Source organism: Streptomyces sp. NPDC005863 (assembly GCF_042871345.1).
Classification (GTDB): domain Bacteria; phylum Actinomycetota; class Actinomycetes; order Streptomycetales; family Streptomycetaceae; genus Streptomyces.
The window spans coordinates 63,757-84,059 of record NZ_JBIAII010000009.1; the positions used below are offsets into that span (position 1 = coordinate 63,757).

A 20,303-nucleotide genomic window follows, 5' to 3' on the forward strand; every position below is an offset into this window, starting at 1 on the left:
CTCCCTGTTTCCCCCCACGAGGAGACACGATGCTCAGACCGCACACCTCCCGCACCCCCTTCCGGGCGCTCCTGGCCACCACCTGTTGCGCCGTCCTCGGCGCGGGCCTGCTGGCCGGCGCGGGCAGCGCCGCCGCCGAGCAGGACAAGGCCCCCGCGACGAAGGCCGCCGCCGGCTCCAAGGTCGTCGGCTACTTCACCGAATGGGGCGTCTACGACCGCAATTACCACGTCAAGAACGTCGAGACCTCCGGCTCGGCCGCCAAGCTCACGCACATCAACTACGCCTTCGGCAACGTCCAGGGCGGCAAGTGCACGATGGGCGACGCCTACGCGGCGACCGACAAGGCCTACTCCGCGGACCAGTCCGTGGACGGCGTCGCGGACACCTGGGACCAGCCCCTGCGCGGCAACTTCAACCAGCTGCGCAAGCTGAAGAAGAAGCACCCGAACCTCAAGGTCCTCTGGTCCTTCGGCGGTTGGACCTGGTCGGGCGGCTTCACCGAGGCGGCGAAGAACCCGGCCGCCTTCGCCCAGTCCTGCTACGACCTGGTCGAGAACTCCAAGTGGGCCGATGTCTTCGACGGCATCGACATCGACTGGGAGTACCCGAACGCGTGCGGTCTGACCTGTGACACCAGCGGGCGCGCCGCGTACAAGAACCTGATGTCCGCGGTCCGTTCGAAGTTCGGCTCCAAGAACCTGGTGACCGCCGCGATACCGGCGGACGCCGAGGCGGGCGGCAAGATCGACGCCGCGGACTACGCGGGCGCGGCCCAGTACGTCGACTGGTACAACCCGATGACGTACGACTACTTCGGCGCCTGGGACGCGAAGGGCCCGACCGCCCCGCACTCGCCGCTGACCGCGTACAACGGCATCCCGAAGGCGTCCTGGAACTCCGACGCCACCATCAAGAAGCTGAAGGGGCTCGGCGTCCCGGCCCAGAAGCTGCTGCTCGGCATCGGCTTCTACGGCCGCGGCTGGACGGGCGTCACGCAGAAGGAGCCCGGCGGCACCGCGACCGGCCCCGCCGCCGGCAAGTACGAGCAGGGCATCGACGACTACAAGGTGCTCAAGACCAAGTGCCCGGCCAACGGCACGGTCGGCGGGACCGCGTACGCGCACTGCGGCAACAACTGGTGGAGCTACGACACCCCGGCGACCATCGCGGGGAAGATGAACTACAAGAACCAGCAGGGCCTCGGCGGCACCTTCTTCTGGGAGCTGAGCGGGGACACGTCGAACGGTGAGTTGATCAAGGCCATCAACTGACCTGACGCGCACGGGAGATGGGGCGGGAACCGGCCGGTTCCCGCCCCATCTCCCGTGCGTCCGCTCAGGGGCGCACGGGCGCCGGGTAGGACGGCTCGAAGTCCTCGATGACCCGCAGCGTGTCCCCGAGGGTGCGCACCAGCAGCCCGCAGACCGTCTCGCGCGTCAACTCGCGGTGGCCGATCCAGTCGAGCGTGATGCCCTCCACGCTGCACAGCCAGCCGAGCAGCGCGGTGCGCGCCAGTCGCGGTATGTCCCCCTGGCCGTACGCGCCTTCGGCGATCGCCGTGATCAGCGCCTCGCGCACCCCGTCCCGTATGGCGTGCACCTCGGCGTCGAAGCCGACGCCGCCGCTGATGATCGTGCGGTAGGCCGCCTGATGGTGCTCGGCGTAGCGCAGATAGCCGTCGATCGTGTGCTGCACCCGCTGCACGGGCGGCAGGTCGTCGTGCCGTCCCGCGCGGGCCACCAGATCGGCGACGGAGTCCTCGATGATCGCGAGGTAGTAGCCGCGCTTGGACTTGAAGTAGTAGTAGATCAGCCCTTTGGCGACGCCCGCCTGCTTCGCGATGTCGTCCATCGACAGGGCGTCGTAGGACGTGTCGGCGAACAGCTTCCGGCCGATGGTGATGAGTTCGGCGCGGCGCGCCGCGGAGCGGTCCGTACCGCGCTGTTGACTATTATTCAATTTCGGCCCTAGTCTCCAACTGCCTCGGGATGTCCGCAGTATGGCAGACCAGTGCCTCCTGCCGGCCGGGCTCACGACGGCACTTCACGCACTCCCCTTACGCACGCTTTGACGACGCGGAACGACGTACGGGAGGAAGACAGTGGGCGCAGCACGCACCGCGTTACGCGAGGGCAGGACCTCCTGGAGGAAGACGGCCGTGGTGGCTCTGCCGGCCGTCCTGGCCGTCGGTGTGATGGCCTCCGTGATGGCCGAGGGCGCGCTCGCCGCGTCCTTCGCCGTCTCCGGCACCAGCTTCCAGGTCTCGTCCGGCAAACTGACCAGCGAGGGCCTGTCCTCGTACGTCCAGACGGACCGCGACATCGACGGCAAGGGGCACCCGGTGGCGCTCCTCGGGATCGGTGACGCGACCCTCTCCGACATTTGCCAGGCCGCCGAGGTGAAGACCCCCGTCGGCACCGTGGTGTTCAAACTGACCGCGGGCGGCGACGCGGGCAAGGTCACCGCGAGCAACCTGATCATCGACGGCGAGGACCTGGTCGGTGACGCCCGCTTCGGCACCGCCGAGATCGGCCGGGACGCCTCGACGCTCGACGAGGTGCCCGGGGTGAAGGGCGACAAGGGCAAGTTCGGGCTGCAGGCCGGGGACATCGAGGTGGCCGGTGTGCGGTCGCACGCGTGGTCGGCGACCGGCGGCAACTTCCGGCTCAAGGGCATGCGGGTCGACGTCAGCCTCGGCGGCAAGAAGTGCTTCTGACCGGTGGCGGCGGCCGCGGCGTCCGTCCCTTCGGCAGGGACGGCGGCGGCCCGCTCGACCGGCGGCTGCCCTGGCCCGAGCAGCGCCGGGTCGTCCGCAGATGGCGGCGGACCCGGCCGTTCTGGGGTGGGCTGCTGCTGATGCTGGGCGGCGCCGAGATGCTCCTGATCCCGCTCTCGCCGCTCACCGTGCTCGTCAGCCTGGGACTCGGCGGGATCGCGGCGCTCGGCATCGGGATCGCGCTGGTGGTGGCGGGGCTCTTCCTGTGGCTGCTGCCGCACACGCACCACTACGTGAGCGTCAACGCCCTGATCCTGTCGGTGATCTCGTTCGCGGCCACGAATCTCGGCGGGTTCCTGGTCGGCATGCTGCTCGGGATCGCGGGCAGCGCCATGGGGTTCGGCTGGACGCCGGTGCCCCAGGATGCCGAGGAGGATCCGGCGCGCCCCAAAATCCGGGACGGGCAGGGCACGCGGACGCTCGGCGTGCTGCTGCCGGTGGCGATGGTCGCCGGGCTCGTGGCGCACGGGAGTCCGGCGCGGGCGGCCCCTTCGGAGGCGATCGTGGCGGCGCGGGTGCCGCCGACCGTCACCACGACGCTCTTCGCACCGCAGGGCTTCCTGCTGGCGGGCGTCCGGGAGATCCCGACCGCGGACGGGCCGTTGAAGGTCATGGTGCTGCGGATGCGGGCCGCCTCGCTCACCGACTACGCGCTCACGACGCGGGACGGCAGCGAGGAACTCGCCCTGGGAGCCGACACGTTGGACCTGAGCGGCGACGTCACGCTCTATCTGACCAAGTTCAAGGGGTGCCTGGAGGGCATCCTCTGCCTCACCTTCACGCCCGACAAGCTGCCGGTGCCGCCCGTCGTGCCGCCCTTCGTCTTCATGACCGACGTGAGCGCCGAACAGGCCCTGGTCACCTCCGACTCGATCGTGGCGGGCGGGCTCTCGCTGAAGGCCGCGCCGTGAGGGGGCCCGCGTGATCCAGATCCAGGCCGCGCTCTTCTGGGCGTACGCGATCGGCGCGACGTTCGCCGTGTCGGCCGGGCGGCAACTACAGGTGTGGGAGCGGATCAACGCGGGCGAGGGCCCGCGCACCCGCAGCCGCGCCGCCAACCCCTACCTCGCCCTCACCGCGCTCTTCGCCGCCGTCCTGATGGTGCCGACGGGGCTCTTCCTGCTGTGGCAGAACCCGTCCTGGGCGACCATGCACGTGGCCGGCGGCCATGCGGACGTGTGGGCGGGGTTCGTGCTGTTCTACGCGGGCGGGATCCCGGTGGCCGCGATCCTCGGGTTCCTCGTGGCGCAGGCACTGGTGCTCGTGGGCGCCGGCTACTGGGCGTACCTGCAGTGTGTCGGCGGGTACTTCCTGCTGTTCGGGACGTTGATCCACGGCTGGGACGGCAGCGGGTACGAGCGCTTCCTGTCCCCCGGCGCGCGCGACTTCGCCGACTGGCCGAAGGACAGCGTCGTCAACCACGTACTGGACTTCGTGACGTCCGGGACGTTCCTCGCGCTGCTGCTCTTCGGGGCCGCGGTGATCGGCACCATGCTCGTCACCGAGATCGGCTGGCTGATGGAGGGCTGGTCGCTGCCGGGCGCCGACGAGGACCGCAAGGTGCCGAGGCTCCTCGGCATCGCCATCGCGGCCGCCGGGGTGTACGGGCTGCCGTTCGTGGGCGCGCTCTTCGCGAGCGTGCTGGTGCGCCTCGTCGGCGGGTTGCTCGGCCTCCCGCTGTTCGCGGCGATGGCCGGCGTGGTCCTGCTGCACGGGCGTTCGCCGGTGCGGTGGCTCTACGGCCTGGTGGGCGTGCCCGGCCGGCACTGGCGGGCCGGGCTCGACGCGCAGGAGAGCGACGTCACAGCAGACCGGTCTGGGTGACGAGCATCGCGAGGACGACGACGAGGGCCCAGCCGGCGAGGTTCTCGAGGATCTTCGGCGCGTCGTCCTTGGGGCCGCCGGTGCGGGCGGTCGCGCGGACTGCGGTGGCGGAGGTCGCGGTCATGTCTGTCTCACTGACGTTCGGCTGGCAGGGCGTTCCCCCACGCGGTCCTCGGCGGTGACTCCCCCCGCGGGACCTCTTCCACCTTGCCACCGCATCGCCTCGTCGCGGGAGAGACGTTGGTCACGCCACAACTCGGACGTGGTGCCGCGCGTCTAACCACGGACGGCGGGTGCCACTCCCGTCCGTTCGCCCGCGCACCGTACGACCGAGAGGTTCCCGATGAGCACGAACAGGACGACGCCCCGCCCGCACCGCAGAGGCCGGCTCGCCCTCGCGGCCGCGATCACCGCGGCGGCCGCCCTCACCGCACCCGTCTCACAGGCCGCCCCCGCGCCCGCCGAGAAGCCCTCACCCGGCGCGCCCGGCCTCGGCGACCCGATGTTCCCGCTGGACGGGAACGGCGGGTACCGGGTGGACCGCTACTACCTGGACTTCGACTGGCAGGCGCCGAAGACCCCGTTCGAGGCGACGACGACCATCAAGGCGCACTCCACCCAGGCGCTGTCCCGCTTCAATCTGGACTTCGGCGGCAACACGCTGCACACCGTCACCGTGAACGGCTCGGACGCGGGCGCCTCGCGCGCCGGTGACGAGCTGACGGTCACACCCAAGTCCCCGATAGCGAACGGCAGTTCCTTCACGGTCAAGGTCACGTACACCGCCGACCCGACGCAGACCCGGCACCGCGACGACGCGATCGAGGACTACGGCTGGATCCCCACGCCGGACGGCACGGTGGTCTATCCGCAGCCGAACGGCGCCCGGTTGATCTTCCCGGCCGACGACCACCCGAGCCGGCGCGCGCCCATCACCTTCCGCATCACGACGCCGGGCGACCGGACGGCCGTCGCCAACGGCCGGCTCACCTCGCGCTCCGAGCGCCCCGACGGCCGGGTGCGCTGGACGTACGACTCCGAACAGCCGCTCTCCACCCAGCTCGTGCAGCTGGCGATCGGCAAGTTCCGGCCGGTCGACACCAAGGGGCCGGGCGGCCTCCCGCTGCGCGACGTCGTCCCGGACGACCTGGTCGAGCCGACGGCCGCGTACCGGAAGCTCACGTCGGACCACCTCACGTGGTTGCAGGAGAAGCTCGGTCCGTACCCCTTCAACCGTTACGGCCTCCTGGTCGGCGACACCGATCTCGCGGTGGCCCTGGAGACGCAGACCCTCTCGCTCATCCCGAAGGCGGACCTGCTCGGCACCCGGGTGGACGCCGAGCGGAACATGGTGCACGAGCTGACCCACCAGTGGTTCGGCGACAGCGTGGCCCTCAAGGGCTGGTCCGACCTGTGGCTGAGCGAGGGGCACGCCCGCTTCTACGAGCGGGAGTACTCCGAGCAGCACGGCGGGGACAGCTTCGAGGCGGCCATGAAGACCGCCTACCAAGCCCACGACCAGTGGCGCAAGGACTACGGCGCCCCGGCAGAGCCCACCGAGCCGAACCTCTTCAAGCGCATGCGGTACGACGGCTCGGCCCTGGTCCTGTACGCGCTGCGCGAGCAGGTCGGCGACGCGGCGTTCCAGCGGATCGAGCGCGCCTGGGTGTCCGGCTTCAAGGGGCGTACGGCGAGCACACAGGACTTCGTCGAGCTGGCCTCGAAGGTCGCGGGCGAGGACCTGGAGGGCTTCCTGCACCCGTGGCTGTACGGCACGAAGACCCCGCCCATGCCGGGGCACCCGGACTGGGTGGTGGACCCGGCGACGTGAGCCGGGCGGCACTTGCGCCCGAAATGCGCTCTTTCGCCGCACCTCTTAGCGTGGGGGCAACCCCGACCAGAGGAGCCGTCATGGGCGACAACGCCATGGACAAGGCAAAGGGCAAGGCCAAGGAAATGATGGGCAAGGCGTCCGGCAACGACCGGATGGCCGCCGAGGGCAAGACCGATCAGGCCAAGGGCAAGGCCAAGGGTGCCGCGGACGACATGCGGGACAAGGCCGAGGGCATGCGCGACTCGCTGCGGGACAACGACGACCGCTGACCCGGCGTGTGCCCGTCCTCCTTCCGGGGAGGGCGGGCACCCGTATGTCCGCGTCCCCCGCCCCGGGGACGGCCTCGGCCGCACCTCATCGCCGCGCCGCGACGCCCGGGCAGACCACGTGCAGCCGGACCAGGGCTCCGGCCGCCGACGCGCCGTGGACGGTGTGGGTGCTGTACGGCTGTCCCGGCAGAATCGGCCGGTCACAGCGGGCGCAGAGCATCACGGGCCTCCCGTACCTGCTGGCGCAGCAGCCTCCCCTTGGGGCAGTACTGAAGGCGCCGGCAGGCGCCGCACTGGTCGAGGTGGTCGAGAAGCTTCCCCTGCCTCTCGGCGGCAGCCGCACGCGTCACGTCACGCCTCCGGCCGCGCATGACGGGCAGGCCCGGGGGAACACGTCGGCGCGATGGTCGACGGCCGCGTCCGGGCGGCTGCCGAGGTCGACCGCGGTGGCGTTGTCGAGCGCCACCCCGCACGCGACGCACGCACGGCCGCGGCGCTGCAGATCGCTCAGGTCCGACAGGGCCGGGGGTTGCTGCACATCCATAGGAATCCCGCATTCGTAGTTCAGGTGTGACGTGACCGTAGAACGCGGTACCTCCGGGCGCGGTGCGCATCATGCGCGTGTTGTCCCCCGGAAGGTCGGGATCCGCTTCCGGCTCGGTCGAGTCCCGCCGGAACCTCGCCGCACGACCCGGCGCTCCTCATTACGCTGTCGCAGTGACGCCGATCCGCCGACGGCGCCGCGTGGGGGCACGGACGAAGGGCGCGGGCGAGTGCACGGACAAGTGCGGCCGGAGACCGACGGCTGGGACGGCTGGGCGCCGGTGCAGGCGGCCTGGCGGACCGTCGTCGAAGGGGTCACCGGCGCGATGGCCTACATCGTCGACCAGCACTGGGACGTCATGGCGTGCAACGCCGAGTTCCGGTCCCTCTTCCCCGACCGGCGGCCGCCGGCCAACATCATGCGGTGGATGCTGCTCGACGCCCGCGCCCGCGAGGAGACGCTCCTGAACTGGGCCGAGGACTGGGCGCGCGGCGCCTGCCCCGCGGTCAGGCGGGCCGTCACCGCCCACCCGGCCGACCCCGCCCTCGTCGACTTGGCCCACGACGTCCGCCACGACCCCGTCGCCGGGCCCATCTACCTGGCGACGGCGCGTTCGCACGCGCTGCACCCCGACGGCGCCGTGCGCCAGATCAACCACGCCGTGGACGGTCCCGGCTGGGTGGTCGCGACCGCCGCGAGCCCCCTCCCGGAGATCGCCGCACAGTTCGTGATGATGCGGTACCGGCCGGGCCCGACCCGGCCCCACCAGCCGCCGCCCCTGAGCACGGAGACCGCCCGCCGGTGACTCCGAGCAGGTGACGTGCGTGACGGCGGAGGGCGGAGGGCAGACGGCTCAGCCGATCCCGACCCCGGCCAGCGCGGCACGCTGCCGCGCGGTCAGCTTCGTCGGGAAGTACAGGTAGCAGACGCCGCCCGTGCCCGACACCACCTTGCCCGAGGCGTTGTAGCGCTTCGTGCGGAGCCAGATGTTCTCCCACTCACGGCGCTTGTAGACGCGGCGCACAGCCGCGTCGCTCGGCGACGCCGGGTCGTTGGCGATCACGTCGCCGTCCGCCGTGAAGCCGATGACCGTCATCAGATGGCCCGCCGTGCCGTAGCCCGCACCGGTCAGCTCCTCCTTGAGGAACGACTGGGACGTTATGGCCGGGATGCCCGCGGCGACCAGCGACTCCAGCTCGGTGAGCGAGGCGAGCCGGGTCACCACCCCCTGGAGATCCCGGTACGTCGCCGCGTACGCCGCGTTGAAGGGCCAGTTGCCGCAGCCGTTGTACTGGTAGTCGAACGTGAAGCGGGCCGCGTGGCACACCTGTGGATCGGCGTAGGAGGGGTCGACCCAGGCCAGTTGCTCGGCGGTCGGCTCGCGCCCCCAGTACTCGATGATCATCTGCGAGGAGGTGGGGCTGCACCAGGCCTCGCCGCCGTTGTCGTACTCCGGGTACTGCCCCGCGTGGATCTCCTGCGAGTAGCGCGGCACCGCGAGCTCCTTGGCGAGGCCCGGCTTCGACGCGGGGACCGTGAAGCGGTCCGGCACCGCCGAGGCCATCGCGCCGAGCCGCCACACCGTGGGCGTCGCCTTGCCGCCCGGCCTGCGGTACAGGGTCAGCCGCAGCTGGTACGAGACGACGCGCGGCCCCGTCTCCGCGTCGTCCAGGGAGAGCGTGTCCGTCCAGACCGTGGACTTGCCGTCGGTCTGGTCGTCGACGGAGGTCCGCCGGATGTCGGTCTCCTTGTCGTCGCCCGCGGTCCAGCGCCCCATCACGTACCAGGGCGTCTTCGTCCCGTCCGCGTACGTGCCGCGCAGCTCGACCTGGAGCCAGGTGCCCGCCGGGGTGGCGGCGTTCCAGGACGCGATGACCTCCGTCGCGGGGACGGTGGAGCGGTGGACGGGCGACGTCCAGCGCGCGTACTCCCAGGTGGCGGTCCTGCCGGTGTGCGGGTCGGTGTAGTCGGTGCGGCCGGCCGGCCGCGCGATCCGCAGGCCGGGGCGCCCCGCGGTGACGGGGGCGGTGCCCTCGGCGGTGCCGGTGTGCCAGTCCTTGCCCGTGACCCAGAAACGGTTGTCCACGAGACGGTCCGCGCGCGGGGCGCGGCCCCGGTCGGGTGCGGCCCCGGGGACCCCGGCGGCTCCGGCGGCCAGGGCGGGAGCGGCGGTCGCCGCGAGGGCGGCCACGGCGGCGGCCGTGGCAAGGACGGTTCTGCGGGACATGTCGTCCGCTCGGTCGGCTCGGTGCGGTTCAGCTGCTCGATGCGATTCGGCTGCTCGGTCTGTCTTGCCTGCTCTGCCAGCTCGGTCCATGAGGGGACCCCCAGTCGACGTGGTTTCCGGCGGGATCCGGAAGGTCGGGTCAGGTGCACGGAAGTGGGCCAACTATGGCGGTTCCCGGCCGACTTCTGCCAGCGCTCCGGGCACTGCCGCGCCCATCAATATTGGCCTCAACCAATGGCATGACCTGCGGCGGCGCGCGGAACACATCATTCCGCCGCCCTGCCTGCGCCCGGCGTGCGCGGCCGTACCCTTGCCCGTGATGACCGGACAGCACCCGCACCCCCCGCCGCTCCCCCGCCTCGCCGACGCGCTGCGCGGGCTGCCGCCCTCCTGCGGCCCCGTCCGGCTGATCGCCGTGGACGGGCACGCCGGCTCGGGCAAGTCCACGTTCGCCCGGCGCCTCGCCGGGGTGCTCGGCGGCGCGCCCGTCCTGCGGCTCGACGACATCGCGAGCCACACCGAGCTGTTCGCCTGGACGGAGCGGCTGCGGCGGCAGGTCGTCGAGCCGCTCTCCCGGGGCGAGACGGCGCTCTACGCGACGTACGACTGGCACGAGCGCCGCTTCGGCCCCGCCGACACGCCCCTGCCGGCCGCGCCCGTGGTGATCGTCGAGGGCGTCGGGGCGGGCCGCAGGGCGCTGCGCCCGCACCTCGCCGCGGTGCTGTGGATGGACGTGCCGCAGGAGGAGGCGTGGCAGCGGGGGCGCCGCCGGGACGGGGCGGCCCAGCGTGACTTCTGGGACGGGTGGGAGCCCGCGGAACGCCGGCACTTCGCCGAGGACCCCTCACGCCCCTTCGCGCACCTTTTGGTGCGGCAGCGCCCGGAGGGATACGAGGTGCTGACCGGGCCCGGTGGGGCGCCTGCGGGCCCCCAGGACGTCACGCAGAGTGATGGACCGTCGGCGGTCCGCTGAACCCCCGTAAGAGCGCTCCCAGTTGATCTCGCGAGTTTGGGTGAGTGCCCCAACTCTGCTTGACCGAGGGCCCTTACAGGACTTACGTTCTGAATGTGCGGTCTTTCGGGACCGCCCGCAGACACGAAGCCCCCGGTTGTTCCCCCGTGATCGGGGGCTTCGTTCTGCCCTCGGCGTCCGATTTCCGACCGCTGCCGGCCGCCATTCGCTCACGTTCGGTCACCATCGGTCCGCTCCCCTCCGCCCCGCCGTCGGCCCTTTCCGGCCGATCCGCGGGTGCCGCACCCTACGGCCGACCGCTCCTCCGCAGGTACGATGCACATCGGTGCGCCTTTTCGGACGGATGCTCTGCGCATCGAGTCAACTCCCGTCACCAGCACAGCGGTTCAGCGCAGACGCCGGCGGGCACCAAGTCCGGCGGTACGCAAACGGGGGCACGGTTTGTGGGGGACCTGATGGACTTCGACGCGGTGGGCTCACCCGCCCCGGCCGACCTCGCCTGGCTGCGGGGCGTCGACGCCTACACGATGGGCGCCTATCCGCAGGCGGAGGAGGAGTTCCGCACGGCGGTCCGGATGGATCCCGGGATGGCCGACGGCTGGCTCGGCCTGCACGCGCTGCGCATCGACACGACGACCGCGCTGCTGCGGATGTTCCAGCACCGGGACCGCTTCGGCGAACAGCGCACCCGGCACGCGCGCGCCCTCAACTCCTGGTACTGGCTGGGCTGGTGGGTGCAGCCCGTCCTGGAGAGCACCCGCGACCTGCTGCTCGCGCATGCCTCGCACTGGCTCGACGGCCGCCATGTACCCGAGCTCGACCGGGCGTTGGCGGGCCTGCCGCCGGTCGACGCCGACCCGCAGGTGCGCTTCCTGCACGCCTGCCGCTCCTATCTGGTCAAGGACTGGGAGCAGTTGGTGCGGCACACCGATCCGCTGATCGACGACCCGATGCTGGGCATCGAGGCGGGGCTCTTCGGCGGCATGGCACGGGTGCGCCTGGAGACGTACGGCCAGGCCGAGCCGCTGCTGTCCGCCGCCCTGATGCGCTGCCGCAGCGAACAGCCCCAGCGCAAGGAGCTGCGCTACTGGCTGGCCCGCGCGCACGAGGGCACCGGACGCTCGGCCGCCGCCCTGCCGCTGTACCGCGCGGTGCACCGGGTCGACGCCTCCTTCATGGACACCTCGGCACGGCTCGCGGCGATAGCCGAGGGCGACGGGTACGACGAGGCGGCCGACCTCGCCGCCGCGATCAGCCTGACCGGAGCCGGCCAGGACCTGCTAGACGGCCCCGACGGCATCGACACGCTGTTCGGCACCGAGGGGCGTGACGTGAAGGTCACCGGCCCCGACCTGCCGTCGACTCCCACCGGCCCGGGCGGCCCCGGCTCCCCCGGCGTCCCCGGTTCCACCGGCCCCTCCGGATCCGGCCCCTCCGGCCTCTCCGGCTCCTCCGAGACGGACGCCGTACGCGAGAAGGCGATCATCCCGATCAGGCCGGGCCCCGCGCAGCTGCCGCCGGGCCCCGCCGACCCCGCGCTCTTGGAGGCCGCGCTCTCCGAGCTGGAGGGCATGGTCGGCATGGAACCGGTGAAACGCCAGGTCAAGGCGCTCTCCGCACAGCTGAACATGGCGCGCCTGCGGGCCGCACAAGGCCTGCCCGTGCAGCCGCCGAAACGGCACTTCGTCTTCTCCGGCCCCTCGGGCACCGGCAAGACCACCGTCGCCCGCATCCTGGGCCGGGTCTTCTACGCGCTCGGCCTGCTCGGCGGCGACCACCTGGTGGAGGCCCAACGCGCCGACTTGGTCGGCGAGTACCTCGGCCAGACCGCCGTGAAGGCCAACGAACTCATCGACTCGGCCATCGGCGGCGTCCTCTTCGTCGACGAGGCCTACTCGCTCTCCAACTCCGGCTACGGCAAGGGCGACGCGTACGGCGACGAGGCCCTGCAGGTCCTCCTCAAGCGAGCCGAGGACAACCGCGACCACCTCGTCGTGATCCTCGCCGGCTACCCCGAGGGCATGGACCGGCTGCTCGCCGCCAACCCCGGGCTCTCCTCGCGCTTCACGACCCGCGTCGACTTCCCCTCGTACCGCCCGCTCGAACTCACCGCCATCGGCGAGGTCCTTGCCGCCGACAACGGCGACGTGTGGGACGAGGAGGCGCTCGAAGAGCTGCGCTCCATCAGCGGGCACGTCGTCGACCAGGCCTGGATCGACGAGCTCGGCAACGGCCGCTTCCTGCGCACGCTGTACGAGAAGAGCTGCGCCTACCGGGACCTGCGGCTCTCCGGCTACCCGGGCGAGCCCGGCCGCGACGACCTGTCGACCCTGCGGCTGCCCGACCTGATGCAGGCGTACGGCGAAGTGCTCTCCGGCCGGGGCCCGCAGGACGCCCCGGGGGTCTGACACCCCCGGGGGCCCCGCGGACCGGCGCGGTCCGCGCGGATCAGCGTGCCGGACCGGCCGCGAGCGCGACGTCCCTGCTCTCCTCCGGCGGCGTCCGCTGCACCGTGACCCGGTGCGCCGGGTCGCGCACCTCGCCGACCAGGAGCTCCAGGACGTCCTCCAGGGCGACCAGGCCGAGCACCTTGCCCGACGCGTCGGCGACCTGCGCCAGATGGGTCGCGGCGCGCCGCATCACGGTCAGGGCGTCGTCCAGCGGGAGCTCGGCCCGCAGCGTGGTCATCGGCCGCCACACCTGCTGCGGCACGGCGCGGTCGGTGTCCTCCAGGTCCAGGACGTCCTTCACGTGGAGGTAGCCCATGAAGGCGCCGTTCTCCGCGCTGACCGGGAAACGGGAGTAGCCGGTGCGGCCGGTGAGCTCGACGACCCGGGCCGGGGTGACCGAGGGGCCCACGGTCACCAGGGAGGCCCGGTCGAGCAGGACGTCGGTGACCGGGCGCGAGCCCAGCTCCAGGGCGTCCTCCAGGCGCTCCTGCTCGACCGGGTCGAGCAGGCCGGCCTGACCCGAGTCCTCGACGAGGCGGCCCAGCTGCACGCTGGTGAACACCGCCTCGACCTCGTCCTTGGGCTCCACCCGGAACAGCCGCAGGACGAGCCGGGCACACGCCCCGAGCGCCACGGTCACCGGACGGCACAGCCGCGCGAAGGCGACGAGCCCCGGGCTGAACCAGAGGGCGGTCTTCTCGGGGGCCGCCATCGCCAGGTTCTTCGGGACCATCTCGCCGATCACGAGGTGGAGCGAGACCACGGAGGCCAGCGCGATCACATAGCCGAGCGGATGGATCATGCCATCGGGCAGCCGCGCCGCCTCGAAGACGGGCTCCAGGAGGTGGGCGACGGTCGGCTCGGCGACGGCGCCGAGCGTCAACGAGCAGACGGTGATGCCGAACTGGGCGGCGGCCATCATCTGCGGCAGGTGTTCCAGGCCGTACAGGACCTGGCGGGAGCGCTTGGTGCCGAGCGGCTCGATCTGGCTGCGGCGCACCGACACGAGCGCGAACTCGGCGCCCACGAAGAAGCCGTTGGCGAGCACGAGCAGGACGGCGAAGAGGAGTTGCAGCAGGCTCATCGCAGCGCCTCCGCACCGGCCGCGGCGGCCGCGCCGGCCTCCTGGAGGCGGACGAACCGCACCCGTTCCGCGCGGTAGTGCCCGACCTGGCGCACCGAGAGCCGCCAGCCCGGGAGTTCGGCCCGGTCGCCGGGGGCCGGAATGCGGCCGAGCAGATCGGCGACGAGGCCGGCGACGGTCTCGTACGGGCCCTCGGGCGCGTCGAGTCCGATCCGCCGCAGCGTGTCGACCCGGCAGCTGCCGTCGGCGTCCCACGCGGACGCGCCGTCCTCGGCGGGCGCCGCGCAGAGCTCGGGCAGATCGAGCCGGTCGTGCTCGTCGCGGACCTCGCCGACGAGTTCCTCGACGATGTCCTCCAGGGTGACGACGCCCGCCGTGCCGCCGTACTCGTCGACGACGACAGCGATCGGCTGCTCGCTGCGCAGCCGCTCCAGGAGCGGCTGCACGGGGAGTGTCTCGGGGACGAGCAGCGGGGAGCGCGCGATGCGCCGCACGGGCATCCTCAGCCGCTCGTGGGTGGCGACCGCGAGGGCGTCCTTGAGGTGCACCATGCCGTCGACCTCATCGATGGACTCGGCATAGACGGGGAAGCGGGACAGCCCGGTGGCGCGGGTCAGGTTCACCACGTCCTCGGCGGTCGCCGAGGACGCCAGGGCGCTCACCTTCACGCGCGGCGTCATGACGTGCTGCGCGGTCAGCTCGCCGAGCGAGAGGGTGCGCACGAACAGGTCGGCGGTGTCCTGCTCCAGGGCACCGGCTTGGGCCGAGTGCCGTGCCAGGGAGACCAGTTCGCCCGGGGTGCGGGCGGAGGCGAGCTCCTCGGCGGGCTCGACGCCGAGGGCGCGCACCAGCCGGTTGGCCACGGTGTTCAGGAGCGCGATCACCGGCCGGAAGAGCCGCGCGAAGGCGTGCTGCGGGCCCGCGACGAACCGCGCGACCTGCAACGGCCTGGACACCGCCCAGTTCTTGGGCACGAGCTCGCCGACCACCATCTGCACGGCGGAGGCGAGCAGCATGCCGACGACCACGGAGACACCGCCGACACCGCCCTCGGGGACGCCGGCCGCCCTGAACGGGCCCGCGAGCAGACGCGCGAGGGCCGGTTCGGCGAGCATGCCGACGACGAGCGAGGTGATGGTGATGCCGAGCTGGGTGCCGGAGAGCTGGAAGGACAGCTCTTTGAGGGCGCTGACGACCGTACGGGCCCGTCGGTCGCCGTCGGCCGCGGCCTTCTCCGCGTCCGGCCGCTCAACGGTGACGAGGCCGAACTCGGCCGCCACGAAGAAGCCGTTGGCGAGAATCAGCAGGAATGCCGCCCCGAGAAGCAGCAGGGGCACTGTCATGCCGCCGCCTCCCCGGTCGTGCCGGTCCCGTGGTGTCGGGAGGGGGCGGCGCAGGTACTACAGGACGATCCGTCCATCGCCGGAGGGAGTCACTCCTCGGATAGCAGGGGCCCCTGGGAGCCGGGCGGGCCCGTCAGGGGCGGGGCGGCGCACCGTGCGCTGCCCCGTCACCAGATTAATCAAGAACGGGCGCGGAACGTCCAGGCCCTAGTTCTCGCGAGCCGTACGGGCCTCCGCGAGGGCGCGCAGGGCGCGGGCGTCGGCGATCGCCTGCTGCTTGGCGATGCCGGGCTGGATGCCGAGAGCAGGGAGGCTGGTGCCGTCGCTGAGGTTCAAGAAGACCCAGGGGTCGCCGGGGCGGAGGTTGACCTGGACGATCTCGGCCCACTCCAGGCGGCGGCTCGTCGCGATGTTGACGACGGTCACGCCGGACTCGTCGGCGACCACCTTGGGCCTGCTGAGCAGCGCAAGGACGGCGAAGAGCAGGGCCCCGGTGAAGACGAAGCTGATCCGCTCCCCCGGGCTGAGCACGGGCAGCAGGAACGCGATCGCCGTGATCACCACGAAGATCGCCACGCCCGCGGTGAGCAGGACGGCCCGGGTCCGCGTCGGCCGGAAGGTGACGGGCAGCGCGGGCGGGGCGGGGACGTCAGACATGAGGGCGGATGCTCCGGCCGGGTCAGAGACGGCAGGCGTGGATGGCCGTGGTCAGGATGGCCCGGGCGCCGAGGGCGTACAGGTCGTCCATGACGCGCTGGGCCTCCTTGGCGGGGACCATGGAGCGCACGGCGACCCAGCCCTCGTTGTGCAGCGGGGAGATGGTCGGCGACTCCAGGCCGGGGGTGAGCGCGACGGCCCGCTCCAGGTGCTCGGCGCGGCAGTCGTAGTCCATCATCACGTACGACCGGGCGACCAGGACGCCCTGCAGGCGGCGCAGGAACTGCTGCACCTTCGGCTCGTCGCCGTCCGCGCCGGTGGCCCGGATGACGACCGCCTCGGACTTCATGATCGGCTCGCCGAAGACCTCCAGGCCCGCGTTGCGCAGCGAGGTGCCGGTCTCCACGACGTCCGCGATGACCTGGGCGACGCCCAGCTCGATGGCGGTCTCCACGGCGCCGTCCAGGTGGACGACGGCGGCGTCGACGCCCTGCTCGGCGAGGTGCTTGGCGACGATGCCCTCGTAGGACGTCGCGACGGTCTTGCCGGACAGGTCCTTGATGGAGTTCGCGGTGCCCGGCTTCGCGGCGAAGCGGAAGGTGGAGCGGGCGAAGCCGAGCGGCAGGATCGTCTCGGCGTCGGCGCCGGAGTCGATCAGCAGGTCCTGGCCGGTGATGCCGATGTCGAGGCGGCCGGTCGCGACGTAGATCGCGATGTCCTTGGGCCGCAGGTAGAAGAACTCGACCTCGTTCTCGGGGTCGACGAGGACGAGCTCCTTGGACTCCTTGCGCTGCTGGTATCCGGCCTCATGGAGCATCGCCGACGCAGGTCCGGACAGTGAACCCTTGTTGGGGACGGCGATGCGCAGCATGAGGTCAGCTTCCTTAACTGGTGGGTTACGGGGATGGGGTGAGCGTACGGCTCAGAGGTGGGCGTAGACGTCGTCGAGGGAGATGCCGCGGGCGACCATCATCACCTGCACGTGGTACAGGAGCTGCGAGATCTCCTCGGCGGCGGCTTCCTTGCCCTCGTACTCGGCGGCCATCCAGACCTCGGCGGCCTCCTCGACGACCTTCTTGCCGATGGCATGGACGCCCTTGTCGACCAGCTCGGCGGTACGGGAGGTCGCGGGGTCGCCGTTGACGGCCTTGTGCCGGAGCTCGGAGAAGAGCTCCTCGAAAGTCTTCTTGGACATGATGGTCGCCACTCTACGCGGCCGGACGGTCCCCCTCAGCGCCAGGGTTCGGAGACGGTGCGCAGCGTGGTGGCGGTGGCCACGGCCGCGGTGACCGCCTCGTGGCCCTTGTCCTCGCGCGATCCCTCTATGCCCGCGCGGTCCAGGGCCTGGTCCTCGGTGTCGCAGGTCAGCACGCCGAAGCCGATGGGTACGCCGGTGTCCACGGAGACCTGGGTGAGGCCCTGGGTGACGCCCTGGCACACGTACTCGAAGTGCGGGGTGCCGCCGCGGATGACGACGCCGAGCGCGACGATCGCGTCGTAGCCGCGGCCCGCGAGGACCTTGGCGACGACGGGCAGCTCGAAGCTGCCCGGCACGCGCAGGACGGTCGGCTCGCTGATGCCCAGTTCGGTCAGGGCGCGCAGGGCCCCGTCGACGAGCCCGTCCATGACCTTCTCGTGCCACTGCGCGGCGATCACCGCGACCCGGAGGTCGCCGCAGTTCTTGACGCTCAGTTCGGGTGCACCCTTGCCGCTCACGTGCTTCTCCTTCAGATCCTCTGACCGTGTTCGGTGCTGTGCTGGTTACGGGTCACTGATTGCCGCAGGCGGACACCTCGGGGGTGTCCAGCCAGGGCAGGTCGTGCCCCATCCGGTCCCGCTTGGTGCGCAGGTACCGAAGATTGTGTTCGCCGGCCTCGACGGGCATGGGCTCGCGCCCGGTGACCTTCAGGCCGTGCCGCAGGACCGCGTCGGTCTTGTCGGGGTTGTTGGTCATCAGCCGTACGCCGCGTACCCCGAGGTCGCGCAGGATCTGCGCGCCCGCGCCGTAGTCCCGGGAGTCGGCGGGCAGGCCGAGCTCCAGGTTGGCGTCGAGGGTGTCGCTGCCGCGCTCCTGGAGCTCGTACGCGCGCAGCTTGGAGAGCAGGCCGATGCCGCGTCCCTCGTGGCCGCGCAGGTAGACCACGACGCCGCGGCCCTCGGCGGTGATGCGCCGCATGGACGCCTCCAGCTGCGGGCCGCAGTCGCAGCGCAGCGAGTGGAAGACGTCGCCGGTCAGGCACTCGGAGTGCAGCCGGGCCAGGACGTCCTCGCCGTCGCCGATGTCGCCGTGGACGAGGGCGACGTGCTCGACGCCGTCGACGGTGGAGCGGTAGCCGTACGCGGTGAAGTCGCCGAAGGCGGTCGGCAGGCGGACCTCGGCCTCGCGGCGGACGGTGGGCTCGGCGGAGCGGCGGTAGGCGATCAGGTCCTCGATGGAGATGATCGTCAGGCCGTGCTTGCGGGCGAAGGGGACCAGCTCGGGCAGGCGGAGCATCTTCCCGTCCTCGCCCGCGATCTCCACGATGGCCCCGGCGGGGCGCAGCCCGGCGAGCCGGGCGAGGTCGACGGCGGCCTCGGTGTGGCCGTCGCGCACCAGGACGCCGCCGGGCTTGGCGCGCAGCGGGAAGACGTGGCCGGGGCGCACGAAGTCGTCCGCGACGGCCTCGCCCGAGGCCAGCAGCCGCAGGGTGGTGGCGCGGTCGGCGGCGGAGATGCCGGTGCTCACGCCGTGCGCGGCGGACGCGTCGACGGAGACGGTGAAGGCCGTGCTCATCGACTCGGTGTTGTGCTCGACCATCTGCGGGAGCCGGAGCCGGTCGAGTTCGAGGGGCTCCATCGGCGCGCAGATCAGGCCACGGCACTCGCTCATCATGAAGGCGACGATCTCGGGGGTGGCCTTCTCGGCGGCGATGACGAGGTCGCCCTCGTTCTCGCGGTCCTCGTCGTCGACGACCACGACGGGGCGGCCCGCGGCGATGTCGGCGACGGCCTTCTCGACCGGGTCGAGGGTGAGGTCTTCGGGGTCTTCGGTGCTGTACCAGATCGGTGCCGCGCTCATGCCGGGGCTCCTTCCATGACGGGCCGCGGTGCCGCCGCGCGGGAGCGCAGCCACCAGTCGCGCAGACCCCAGAGGACGAGGGCGAGATAGACGACGTACACGAGTCCGGAGAAGGCCAGACCGCTGTCGAAGGCGAGCGGTACGCCGACCACGTCGACGAGCAGCCAGGCGAACCAGAACTCGACGAGCCCGCGGGCCTGGGCGACCATCGCGGCGAGCGTGCCGACGAAGATGTAGGCGTCCGGCCAGGGGTTCCAGGAGAGCGAGGGGACGGCGCTGAACAGCGCGCCGACCGCGAGGGTGCCCACGGCGGTGGCGCCGAGCAGCAGTCCGCGCTCCTTCCAGGTGGCGAACCGGATGGCGATGGAGCCGTCCTGCGCCTGCTGCCTGCCGCGGGTCCACTGCCGCCAGCCCCACACCGCGACGCCGATGACGAGCAGCTGCTTGCCGACGCCGCCGGACAGCTGCGCGGAGGCGTACGCGGCGACGAGGATGACGCCGGAGAGGAACTGGGCGGGCCAGGTCCATATGGAGCGCCGCCAGCCGAGCGCGAGGGCGATGAGGCCGACGGTGTTGCCGATCATGTCGGACCAGAGGATGTGCTGGTCGAAGGCGGTGAAGGCCTCGGCGTTGAGCCAGTTCACTGGGTGACCTCCCGGGCCGGGACCTGCGCGCGGTCGCCGAGCAGGCGCTCGACGTACTTGGCGATGACGTCGACCTCGAGGTTGACCGGGTCGCCGGGCTGCTTGATGCCGAGCGTGGTCAGCGCGAGGGTCGTGGGGATCAGGCTGATGGTGAAGAAGTCGGGGCCCGCGTCGACGACGGTGAGGCTGACGCCGTCCACGGTGATGGAGCCCTTCTCGACGACGTAGCGGGAAAGACCGGCGGGGAGCGAGATCTTGACGATCTCCCAGTTCTCGGAGGGCTTGCGCTCGACGATCTCGCCGGTCCCATCCACGTGTCCCTGCACGATGTGGCCGCCGAGGCGGGCGCCGACGGCGGTGGGGCGCTCCAGGTTGACGCGCGAGCCGACGGCGAGCGCGCCGAGGCTGGAGCGGTTCAGGGTCTCCGCCATCACGTCGGCGGTGAACTCCTCGCCCTCGTGCTCCACGACCGTCAGACAGACGCCGTTGACGGCGATGGAGTCGCCGTGCCGCGCGCCCTTCGTCACCACGGGGCCGCGCAGCCGGAAGCGGGAGGCGTCGGGGAGGTTCTCGACGGCGGTGATCTCGCCCAGCTCTTCGACGATTCCGGTGAACAC

Annotated in this window: 23 protein-coding genes; 9 read left to right on the top strand and 14 right to left on the bottom strand. The window is 71.8% G+C overall.

Annotated elements, in window-relative coordinates:
- Positions 1 to 29: 29 nt before the first annotated feature.
- Entirely contained in the window at positions 30 to 1,274 is a 1,245-nt protein-coding gene (locus ACFYO9_RS27755) for a glycoside hydrolase family 18 protein (protein ID WP_358778239.1), read from the top strand.
- 64 nt (positions 1,275 to 1,338) lie between these two features.
- Here the strand turns inward: ACFYO9_RS27755 and ACFYO9_RS27760 are convergent, their stop codons facing one another.
- Positions 1,339 to 1,962 (bottom strand): TetR/AcrR family transcriptional regulator, encoded by a 624-nt coding sequence (locus ACFYO9_RS27760; RefSeq protein WP_355819437.1) that lies wholly within the window; start codon positions 1,960 to 1,962, stop codon positions 1,339 to 1,341.
- A 199-nt stretch (positions 1,963 to 2,161) separates the two neighbouring features.
- On the opposite strand from ACFYO9_RS27760, the gene ACFYO9_RS27765 reads away from it, so the two are divergent.
- Genes ACFYO9_RS27765 through ACFYO9_RS27775 form a run of 3 tightly spaced genes read left to right on the top strand, consistent with a single transcriptional unit; the run spans position 2,162 to position 4,603 of the window.
- Positions 2,162 to 2,719, top strand: coding sequence for a DUF6230 family protein (locus ACFYO9_RS27765; RefSeq protein WP_355819434.1), 558 nt, complete (start codon positions 2,162 to 2,164; stop codon positions 2,717 to 2,719).
- Positions 2,710 to 3,690: a DUF6114 domain-containing protein gene (locus ACFYO9_RS27770; RefSeq protein WP_355819431.1), complete on the top strand. Its 981-nt coding sequence runs from the start codon at positions 2,710 to 2,712 to the stop codon at positions 3,688 to 3,690. The genes ACFYO9_RS27765 and ACFYO9_RS27770 overlap by 10 nt, the downstream gene beginning before the upstream one ends.
- 10 nt (positions 3,691 to 3,700) lie before the next feature.
- Positions 3,701 to 4,603 carry a hypothetical protein gene (locus tag ACFYO9_RS27775; RefSeq protein WP_358778240.1) on the top strand — a complete coding sequence of 301 codons (903 nt, stop codon included), beginning with the start codon at positions 3,701 to 3,703 and terminating at the stop codon, positions 4,601 to 4,603.
- On the opposite strand, the gene ACFYO9_RS27780 is transcribed toward ACFYO9_RS27775, so the two are convergent.
- Positions 4,581 to 4,727, bottom strand: coding sequence for an SCO1431 family membrane protein (locus ACFYO9_RS27780; protein WP_358778241.1), 147 nt, complete (start codon positions 4,725 to 4,727; stop codon positions 4,581 to 4,583). The genes ACFYO9_RS27775 and ACFYO9_RS27780 overlap by 23 nt on opposite strands.
- 219 nt (positions 4,728 to 4,946) lie before the next feature.
- Here ACFYO9_RS27780 and ACFYO9_RS27785 point away from each other — a divergent pair, with 219 nt between their 5' ends.
- Both ACFYO9_RS27785 and ACFYO9_RS27790 read left to right on the top strand, forming a co-directional pair.
- The gene (locus ACFYO9_RS27785) at positions 4,947 to 6,434 is read left to right on the top strand and encodes a M1 family metallopeptidase (RefSeq protein ID WP_358778242.1); all 1,488 of its coding nucleotides are present in this window, start codon (positions 4,947 to 4,949) and stop codon (positions 6,432 to 6,434) included.
- Between the two features lie 80 nt (positions 6,435 to 6,514).
- On the top strand, positions 6,515 to 6,706 hold the full coding sequence (locus ACFYO9_RS27790) for a CsbD family protein (RefSeq protein WP_355819419.1): 192 nt from the start codon (positions 6,515 to 6,517) through the stop codon (positions 6,704 to 6,706).
- A 200-nt stretch (positions 6,707 to 6,906) separates the two neighbouring features.
- On the opposite strand, the gene ACFYO9_RS27795 is transcribed toward ACFYO9_RS27790, so the two are convergent.
- Both ACFYO9_RS27795 and ACFYO9_RS27800 read right to left on the bottom strand, forming a co-directional pair.
- Positions 6,907 to 7,056 carry a hypothetical protein gene (locus ACFYO9_RS27795; RefSeq protein WP_358778243.1) on the bottom strand — a complete coding sequence of 50 codons (150 nt, stop codon included), beginning with the start codon at positions 7,054 to 7,056 and terminating at the stop codon, positions 6,907 to 6,909.
- Positions 7,053 to 7,250, bottom strand: a complete 198-nt coding sequence (locus tag ACFYO9_RS27800; protein ID WP_358778244.1) for a hypothetical protein — start codon at positions 7,248 to 7,250, stop codon at positions 7,053 to 7,055. The genes ACFYO9_RS27795 and ACFYO9_RS27800 overlap by 4 nt, the downstream gene beginning before the upstream one ends.
- Before the next feature lie 229 nt (positions 7,251 to 7,479).
- Here ACFYO9_RS27800 and ACFYO9_RS27805 point away from each other — a divergent pair, with 229 nt between their 5' ends.
- Positions 7,480 to 8,055: a hypothetical protein gene (locus tag ACFYO9_RS27805; protein ID WP_358778245.1), complete on the top strand. Its 576-nt coding sequence runs from the start codon at positions 7,480 to 7,482 to the stop codon at positions 8,053 to 8,055.
- A gap of 48 nt (positions 8,056 to 8,103) precedes the next feature.
- Here the strand turns inward: ACFYO9_RS27805 and ACFYO9_RS27810 are convergent, their stop codons facing one another.
- Positions 8,104 to 9,477 carry a peptidase C39 family protein gene (locus ACFYO9_RS27810; RefSeq protein WP_358778246.1) on the bottom strand — a complete coding sequence of 458 codons (1,374 nt, stop codon included), beginning with the start codon at positions 9,475 to 9,477 and terminating at the stop codon, positions 8,104 to 8,106.
- Positions 9,478 to 9,796: 319 nt separating this feature from the next.
- Here ACFYO9_RS27810 and ACFYO9_RS27815 point away from each other — a divergent pair, with 319 nt between their 5' ends.
- Both ACFYO9_RS27815 and ACFYO9_RS27820 read left to right on the top strand, forming a co-directional pair.
- The gene (locus ACFYO9_RS27815; RefSeq protein WP_358778247.1) at positions 9,797 to 10,450 is read left to right on the top strand and encodes an AAA family ATPase; all 654 of its coding nucleotides are present in this window, start codon (positions 9,797 to 9,799) and stop codon (positions 10,448 to 10,450) included.
- Positions 10,451 to 10,905: 455 nt separating this feature from the next.
- Positions 10,906 to 12,858, top strand: coding sequence for an AAA family ATPase (locus ACFYO9_RS27820; protein ID WP_355819404.1), 1,953 nt, complete (start codon positions 10,906 to 10,908; stop codon positions 12,856 to 12,858).
- Between the two features lie 40 nt (positions 12,859 to 12,898).
- On the opposite strand, the gene ACFYO9_RS27825 is transcribed toward ACFYO9_RS27820, so the two are convergent.
- The 9 genes from ACFYO9_RS27825 to ACFYO9_RS27865 all read right to left on the bottom strand — a co-directional run bounded on the left by ACFYO9_RS27825 (position 12,899) and on the right by ACFYO9_RS27865 (position 20,303).
- Positions 12,899 to 13,984: a hemolysin family protein gene (locus tag ACFYO9_RS27825; protein WP_358778248.1), complete on the bottom strand. Its 1,086-nt coding sequence runs from the start codon at positions 13,982 to 13,984 to the stop codon at positions 12,899 to 12,901.
- Complete coding sequence (locus ACFYO9_RS27830) at positions 13,981 to 15,327, bottom strand: hemolysin family protein (protein WP_358778249.1); 1,347 nt, start codon at positions 15,325 to 15,327, stop codon at positions 13,981 to 13,983. Before ACFYO9_RS27830 ends, ACFYO9_RS27825 begins: the two co-directional genes overlap by 4 nt.
- A gap of 207 nt (positions 15,328 to 15,534) precedes the next feature.
- On the bottom strand, positions 15,535 to 15,984 hold the full coding sequence (locus ACFYO9_RS27835) for a PH domain-containing protein (protein ID WP_358778250.1): 450 nt from the start codon (positions 15,982 to 15,984) through the stop codon (positions 15,535 to 15,537).
- A 22-nt stretch (positions 15,985 to 16,006) separates the two neighbouring features.
- On the bottom strand, positions 16,007 to 16,855 hold the full coding sequence (hisG, locus tag ACFYO9_RS27840; protein WP_358778251.1) for an ATP phosphoribosyltransferase: 849 nt from the start codon (positions 16,853 to 16,855) through the stop codon (positions 16,007 to 16,009).
- Between the two features lie 51 nt (positions 16,856 to 16,906).
- Positions 16,907 to 17,179 (bottom strand): phosphoribosyl-ATP diphosphatase, encoded by a 273-nt coding sequence (locus ACFYO9_RS27845; RefSeq protein ID WP_355819390.1) that lies wholly within the window; start codon positions 17,177 to 17,179, stop codon positions 16,907 to 16,909.
- Between the two features lie 35 nt (positions 17,180 to 17,214).
- Positions 17,215 to 17,700, bottom strand: a complete 486-nt coding sequence (gene ribH / locus ACFYO9_RS27850) for a 6,7-dimethyl-8-ribityllumazine synthase (protein WP_355819387.1) — start codon at positions 17,698 to 17,700, stop codon at positions 17,215 to 17,217.
- A 52-nt stretch (positions 17,701 to 17,752) separates the two neighbouring features.
- Positions 17,753 to 19,042, bottom strand: a complete 1,290-nt coding sequence (locus ACFYO9_RS27855) for a bifunctional 3,4-dihydroxy-2-butanone-4-phosphate synthase/GTP cyclohydrolase II (protein ID WP_358713329.1) — start codon at positions 19,040 to 19,042, stop codon at positions 17,753 to 17,755.
- On the bottom strand, positions 19,039 to 19,626 hold the full coding sequence (locus ACFYO9_RS27860) for a nicotinamide mononucleotide transporter family protein (protein ID WP_358778275.1): 588 nt from the start codon (positions 19,624 to 19,626) through the stop codon (positions 19,039 to 19,041). The genes ACFYO9_RS27855 and ACFYO9_RS27860 overlap by 4 nt, the downstream gene beginning before the upstream one ends.
- A gap of 56 nt (positions 19,627 to 19,682) precedes the next feature.
- The gene (locus tag ACFYO9_RS27865; RefSeq protein ID WP_355819382.1) at positions 19,683 to 20,303 is read right to left on the bottom strand and encodes a riboflavin synthase; all 621 of its coding nucleotides are present in this window, start codon (positions 20,301 to 20,303) and stop codon (positions 19,683 to 19,685) included.